This window comes from Paraburkholderia sp. SIMBA_054, from assembly GCF_046534875.1.
GTDB classification, from domain to species: Bacteria; Pseudomonadota; Gammaproteobacteria; order Burkholderiales; family Burkholderiaceae; genus Paraburkholderia; species Paraburkholderia hospita.
Map to the genome: position 1 here is coordinate 1 of NZ_JAWRXV010001041.1, position 261 is coordinate 261.

Consider the following 261-nt stretch of genomic DNA (forward strand, 5'->3'; position numbering starts at 1 on the left):
GCAGAAGGCCAAGCCCTTCATCGAAAAGAAGGCATTCGATGCCGCCGCATGGGACAAATTTCTCGCGCTATTCGAATACGTGCGCATGGACGTGGACTCGCCCGTAGACTATCAACGGCTGAAGGAAGCGTCGCGCGAAGGCGTACGCCGCGTGTTCTATCTCGCGACGTCGCCCGATCTGTTCATGAACATTTGCGAGAACCTCTCGGGCGCGGGCCTCGTAGACGGCAACTCACGCGTCGTGCTCGAAAAGCCGCTCGG

1 pseudogene is annotated in these 261 nt (G+C 59.4%); it reads left to right on the plus strand.

Features of this window, described 5'->3' with window-relative positions:
• A pseudogene (locus SB822_RS58320) lies at positions 1 to 261 on the plus strand (glucose-6-phosphate dehydrogenase); the annotation flags it as partial.